Source organism: Paenibacillus profundus (genome assembly GCF_021369635.1).
GTDB lineage: Bacteria > Bacillota > Bacilli > Paenibacillales > Paenibacillaceae > Paenibacillus_B > Paenibacillus_B profundus.
In genome coordinates, this window is the sequence record NZ_JAJNBZ010000075.1 from 1 (window position 1) to 4690 (window position 4690).

Here is a 4690-nt window from a genome sequence, read left to right on the forward strand (position 1 = left end):
AAGAATTTTTGCAAGAGAATGCACAGGTCTTGCTTGGGAATGGTGGAGAACAGTTATTGATGAATATAACGTTCCGTTAACTAGCAATATTAACGTTTCGATTTGGGGAACAACGTTATATCCGAAATCATCCATTACTAACTAATCATATCTGAAAATCTCCCCATTCATTTGGGGAGATTTTCTTTACTTTCCAGACTATTTACGGCAACTTGCTTTTGCATGATTTTTGCTTATTATTCATTACAAAGGGGAAAGAGGGGGAAGCACAGTATAAACCCGTCCAAGATCAAGCAGGCCAGCGAACTGCATAAAAAGGGAAGTATTTACGTCATGGACGAGCCGACGACCGGACTGCACATGTCGGATATCGCCCATCTGCTGGCTATCATGAATCGCCTTGTAGAAGTAGATGCCGGAAATACTGTCATTGTGATCGAACATAACCTAGATGTCATCAGAAATGCCGATTGGATCATAGATATGGGTCCCGAAGGCGGCAACAATGGCGGTAAAGTCATATTCGAAGGCACACCAAAACAGCTTTTAAGCGCAAAACATTCACTTACAAGCAAGTATTTGAGCAGGTGATTGATATCCGCCTTTGCGGCATTCGTAGGAAGCACGATAAAGCTCTTTTGGGCAAACTTTATTCTCGTCCAGCGTTAGACAATACTGGTAAATAAAGTTAAAATGACATTATGACAAAGAGTAGAATGAATCCAAAGGTTGATGAATATTTAAGTAAAGCCAAAAAGTGGAGGGAAGAATATGAGAAGTTGAGAAATATCGTTCTTACATGGATTTAAAGACTATTGTGCGCTTCTGTTTCACAAAGGTGCCTTGTTACAGGATGCCCATGGGATTCTAATCCAACAAACGGAGAATGTACAGGCGGCGCGCCAGATTCGGTTCACCAATGTTCGAGAAATAGTTGCAATGGAAACCATCTTGAAAGCCTATATTTATGAAGCCATTGAAGTTGAAAAAGCCGGTTTGGAAGTGAATTTTAAAAAGAAGACAGAATTCATAATTCCTGAAGAATTTCAAAATAAAATCGATGAAATCCCTGCCTTGAAAACTGCTTTTGAAGCATTGACGCCGGGACGGCAAAGAGCATACATTCTTTATTTTTCTGAACCCAAACAATCCAAAACTCGAGAGTCAAGGGTTGAAAAATGTATGCAGCAAATTCTCAATGGAAAGGGATTAAGGGATTAAATGAGATTAGTATATTCGATGAGAAAATTAAATCAATCAAACTTATTGAAAAAGCTAAATTACCAAAACACATCGTCAACTTGAGGCGATGTGTTTCTTTTGTTATCGCGGCAATTGAAGATCAGGAATAGGATAAAGTTCTTGTCAATGACATCAAGTTCTTGTCAACCGACAACAAGTCGGGGGACAAGAACTTATATGCTTAAGAATCCGCAGAAATCGTGGCTTTTTTATTTTAAGGATATAAGTGCCGTGAGAGATTTGTTCCAAGAATGTCCCGGAAAATTTGGCATCGAGCTGAAATCAAGGTATTTGCAGTTAGTTATTCGCGATGAGCTGCCGGGTAATTCTCTGATTGCAGCGGATCCAGACAAAATCCGGATGGTTTTTCAGAACCTGCTCGGCAATGCGGTGAAATATGCGGCGGGCGAAAGGATCGATGTGGTTTTCGAATAACAAGTTGCCGAAATGGTGCTGCACATGAGCAACAGCCTTCCAAGAGAGATCACCGACTATGGGAGCCCTTTTACGTAGAGGAAAGCTCACGGCATAAAGAAATATCGGGAACGGGCCTCGGGCTTACGATCGTCAAAACGATTCTAGAAAGGCACGGCTTCTGCTGCCATGCGGAGACAAAAGATCAAACGATTCATTTTTATATCTATTTAGCCCCCGTTCTGCGTAAGCAGATTGAGTGCTGTTTTTTCGGCGGCAGAATGATTATTCCCAAAAACGTAATTACCACTAGGTAAATCGCTAAGAAAATTCTTCTGATATACATACAAACGCTTCTCTAAAATTTTTATAAATATGTCATTTTTCGACATACAAACGTCTACTACTATGTTAAATTTTTAGTATCGTTTAGATTTATCTAAACGTACCCCAATATGTGAGGTTTAAGAAGATGAAAAAGTATCTATTGCATCTTTGACCTTACTTCTTTGTTGCAGTTTGTTCATGTCTGCTGTATCAGCAAGTCCAGACATTCCACAGAACAGGACAGAAGCTCCACCTGCGCCTTATGAAAGAGTTATAAGCATCCTAGAGAAAAACAACATCGATTTTCAAATTGTAGATGGCAAATTGATGTTAAAGCAAACAACGCCTGAAGCTGTAACAAAGGCAAATAATTTACTTATCTCAGCATCACAAATCACCCCTTCCACTGAAAGGTCTATTTCAGTTTTTGCTTCTTATCCGACTCCGTATGTGCATAATAAAACATACGATATTGTAAGAACCGAAAAATTCACAGCAGCAACAAAAACAGCTTTTTCCTTAACTTTTGCTGCTTGGGCGAAAAAGATAACAACATCTTGGCAAGAACTTCTTGCAGTAGCAGTTGGGGGATTTGGTGGCTATTACTTCGTGAATTCTGAAAAAGAAGACTTATATACTTTCATCAAATACTACTACCGAGAATTGGGTCCGGGGCGTTTTGATATGAACGGTAATTTACTTGGAGATTATGAAATCAAAAAAGAAATGAGAGTTACAAAAAATTCAAATGGAACTGGTGGTTCTTTTGGTACAGATATAAGAAAATCTACTGTTGTAGATCCCTGGTTCTGAGACGAGATGATTAAATGTTGGTATATTTGATTTTCTTCATAGCCAACTTTGTAGTAGCTTACTTCTATATCTATGATGCAGATGTAAGCTATGTTAAACTTTTTTGGCATTCTATTGTCATGACGATTCTGGTAGGTCTTATAGACTTGATTAAGGACTACATGGATAAAAGAAAAAAATAATCGAAGTAGGAAGCAATGGTATTATCCCCTTTAAGTAGACACTCAAAAAAAACCTTGTGCTATCATGAGGAACAAGAGTGAACTTGGAGGGGATTTTTCCATGGCTAAAAAGGGACAAGTGTTTAAACAGTATACCGAAGATTTCAAACTAGCAGCAGTCAAAGCGTATTTAGAAGGGGAGGCCAGCTATAAAGCGGTAGCGGAAAAGTTAGAAATCAGAAACTGTACCCAATTAAAAGCATGGGTAAGGAAGTGGCAGCATGGAGAAGTGTTCGATTTCCGTAAAGCGGTGTCCAAATCTGGTAAAGGAGGCACGCTCAGCCCGCAGGACAACTACCAAGTAATTGAAGAGCTGCGTGATCACTATGATGTTGCACGTTTGTTAGCCATTGCGGGGGTACCTAGGGCTAGTTATTACAAGTGGCGGGCGACACGGTCATTAAGGGCCGAAAGACAAACAAGGGATCACTAGATCAAGGAGCACATGATGGCTATTCACTTTGCGCACCCCTATTTCGGATATCCTCGTATGATGACAGCTTTATGGGAGGCTGGTTATCGTGTTAACCATAAAAAAGTATGGCGGCTTATGAAGGAATTATCCATCCAGTCCGTCATTCGCAAGAAACGAAAACGTTCTAGTTCTACGCCTTCCGTCGTGTATCCTAACCGATTGAAGCGACAATTCCATGCTGTAGGTCCGCAGCAGAAGCTAGTCACCGATATTACGTATATCTCCGACGGCACACGTTTTTATTACCTGTCGGCGATACAAGATCTGTTCAACAATGAAGTTGTGGCTTGGCAATTATCCGAGCGCAACGATGTAAAGCTGGTGTTGGATACGATTGAGCAGTGGACACGAAAAAGAAACGTGTACTGGAAGCCGTGCTCCATTCAGATCAGGGCTTCCAGTACACGTCTCAGGCCTACAACTCACGATTGGAAGCATTCAGCGTCAAAGGCAGCCACTCTCGCAAAGCAACCTGCCTGGATAACGCCTGCATCGAATCCTTCTTTTCGCATCTCAAGACAGAGAAGTTGTATCTTCACAAGTGTACGTCAGAAGCTGAGATTCATCAAACTATAGAAGAGTATATCTACTTTTATAATTATCAGCGCTTTCAAGCCAAACTCAAACAGCGCGCGCCAATTGAGTATCGGCACGCGCTGGCTGCATAGCTTTTTTCATCTGTCTACTTGACAGAGGTATGACCATAATGCGATGCATAGGAGAGTTTTTTATTTGCAGCGACGGGGGATTCGCATTGCTTTCGGCATCGGTGGGGAAGAGGCCGGCTCGCCAATTGGACATTATGATTTCTTGGGGAAGGTATGCCAAATTACGTCCGGATCGGATGGATTACCAAGTAGATTTCCATTTCTCAAATTTAAAAATGGAAAAACGCAATCCATTCAGTCTAAGTATTTTTGGAAATATCGTGTTGCATATACGATTTCAGAATTATTCGAAAAGCCCAAGAATAGGCATTTATTACGCAAGATGCTTGAATCAGACTCATTATAACTTGTGTTATAAAAGTTACGGAGCTTTGTAATTTTTCTAGAAATATCATAATTTTATACCAAAATACCGATACAGTTTTTACATCAAAGGAGGAGATCTTTATGAGGAAATCAAAACATGCGAAAGGACTAAAAGTGCTCGTAAGTCTATTAATTGGTTTACATGTGTTTACTTATTCGAGTAT

7 protein-coding genes and 2 pseudogenes are annotated in these 4690 nt (G+C 40.3%); all 9 read left to right on the forward strand.

Annotated features, from left to right (window positions below):
- The coding region (locus tag LQV63_RS30980; protein WP_233699620.1) for a thiol-activated cytolysin C-terminal domain-containing protein at window positions 1-145 on the forward strand (145 nt) is incomplete at its 5' end.
- 140 nt (window positions 146-285) lie between these two features.
- Window positions 286-591: pseudogene (locus tag LQV63_RS30985) on the forward strand (excinuclease ABC subunit A); the annotation flags it as partial.
- Window positions 592-701: 110 nt separating this feature from the next.
- A pseudogene (locus tag LQV63_RS30990) lies at window positions 702-1221 on the forward strand (YdeI/OmpD-associated family protein).
- Between the two features lie 252 nt (window positions 1222-1473).
- Window positions 1474-1677: a hypothetical protein gene (locus LQV63_RS30995; RefSeq protein ID WP_233699618.1), complete on the forward strand. Its 204-nt coding sequence runs from the start codon at window positions 1474-1476 to the stop codon at window positions 1675-1677.
- The gene (locus tag LQV63_RS32315) at window positions 1674-1973 is read left to right on the forward strand and encodes an ATP-binding protein (protein WP_407673002.1); all 300 of its coding nucleotides are present in this window, start codon (window positions 1674-1676) and stop codon (window positions 1971-1973) included. The genes LQV63_RS30995 and LQV63_RS32315 overlap by 4 nt, the downstream gene beginning before the upstream one ends.
- Before the next feature lie 208 nt (window positions 1974-2181).
- Window positions 2182-2796 (forward strand): hypothetical protein, encoded by a 615-nt coding sequence (locus LQV63_RS31000; RefSeq protein WP_233699619.1) that lies wholly within the window; start codon window positions 2182-2184, stop codon window positions 2794-2796.
- 282 nt (window positions 2797-3078) lie between these two features.
- Window positions 3079-3450 carry a transposase gene (locus LQV63_RS32320; RefSeq protein ID WP_407673000.1) on the forward strand — a complete coding sequence of 124 codons (372 nt, stop codon included), beginning with the start codon at window positions 3079-3081 and terminating at the stop codon, window positions 3448-3450.
- 57 nt (window positions 3451-3507) lie between these two features.
- Window positions 3508-4068: a DDE-type integrase/transposase/recombinase gene (locus LQV63_RS32325; protein ID WP_407673001.1), complete on the forward strand. Its 561-nt coding sequence runs from the start codon at window positions 3508-3510 to the stop codon at window positions 4066-4068.
- Window positions 3984-4160, forward strand: a complete 177-nt coding sequence (locus LQV63_RS31010; RefSeq protein ID WP_233699621.1) for an IS3 family transposase — start codon at window positions 3984-3986, stop codon at window positions 4158-4160. The genes LQV63_RS32325 and LQV63_RS31010 overlap by 85 nt, the downstream gene beginning before the upstream one ends.
- Window positions 4161-4690 lie beyond the last annotated feature (530 nt).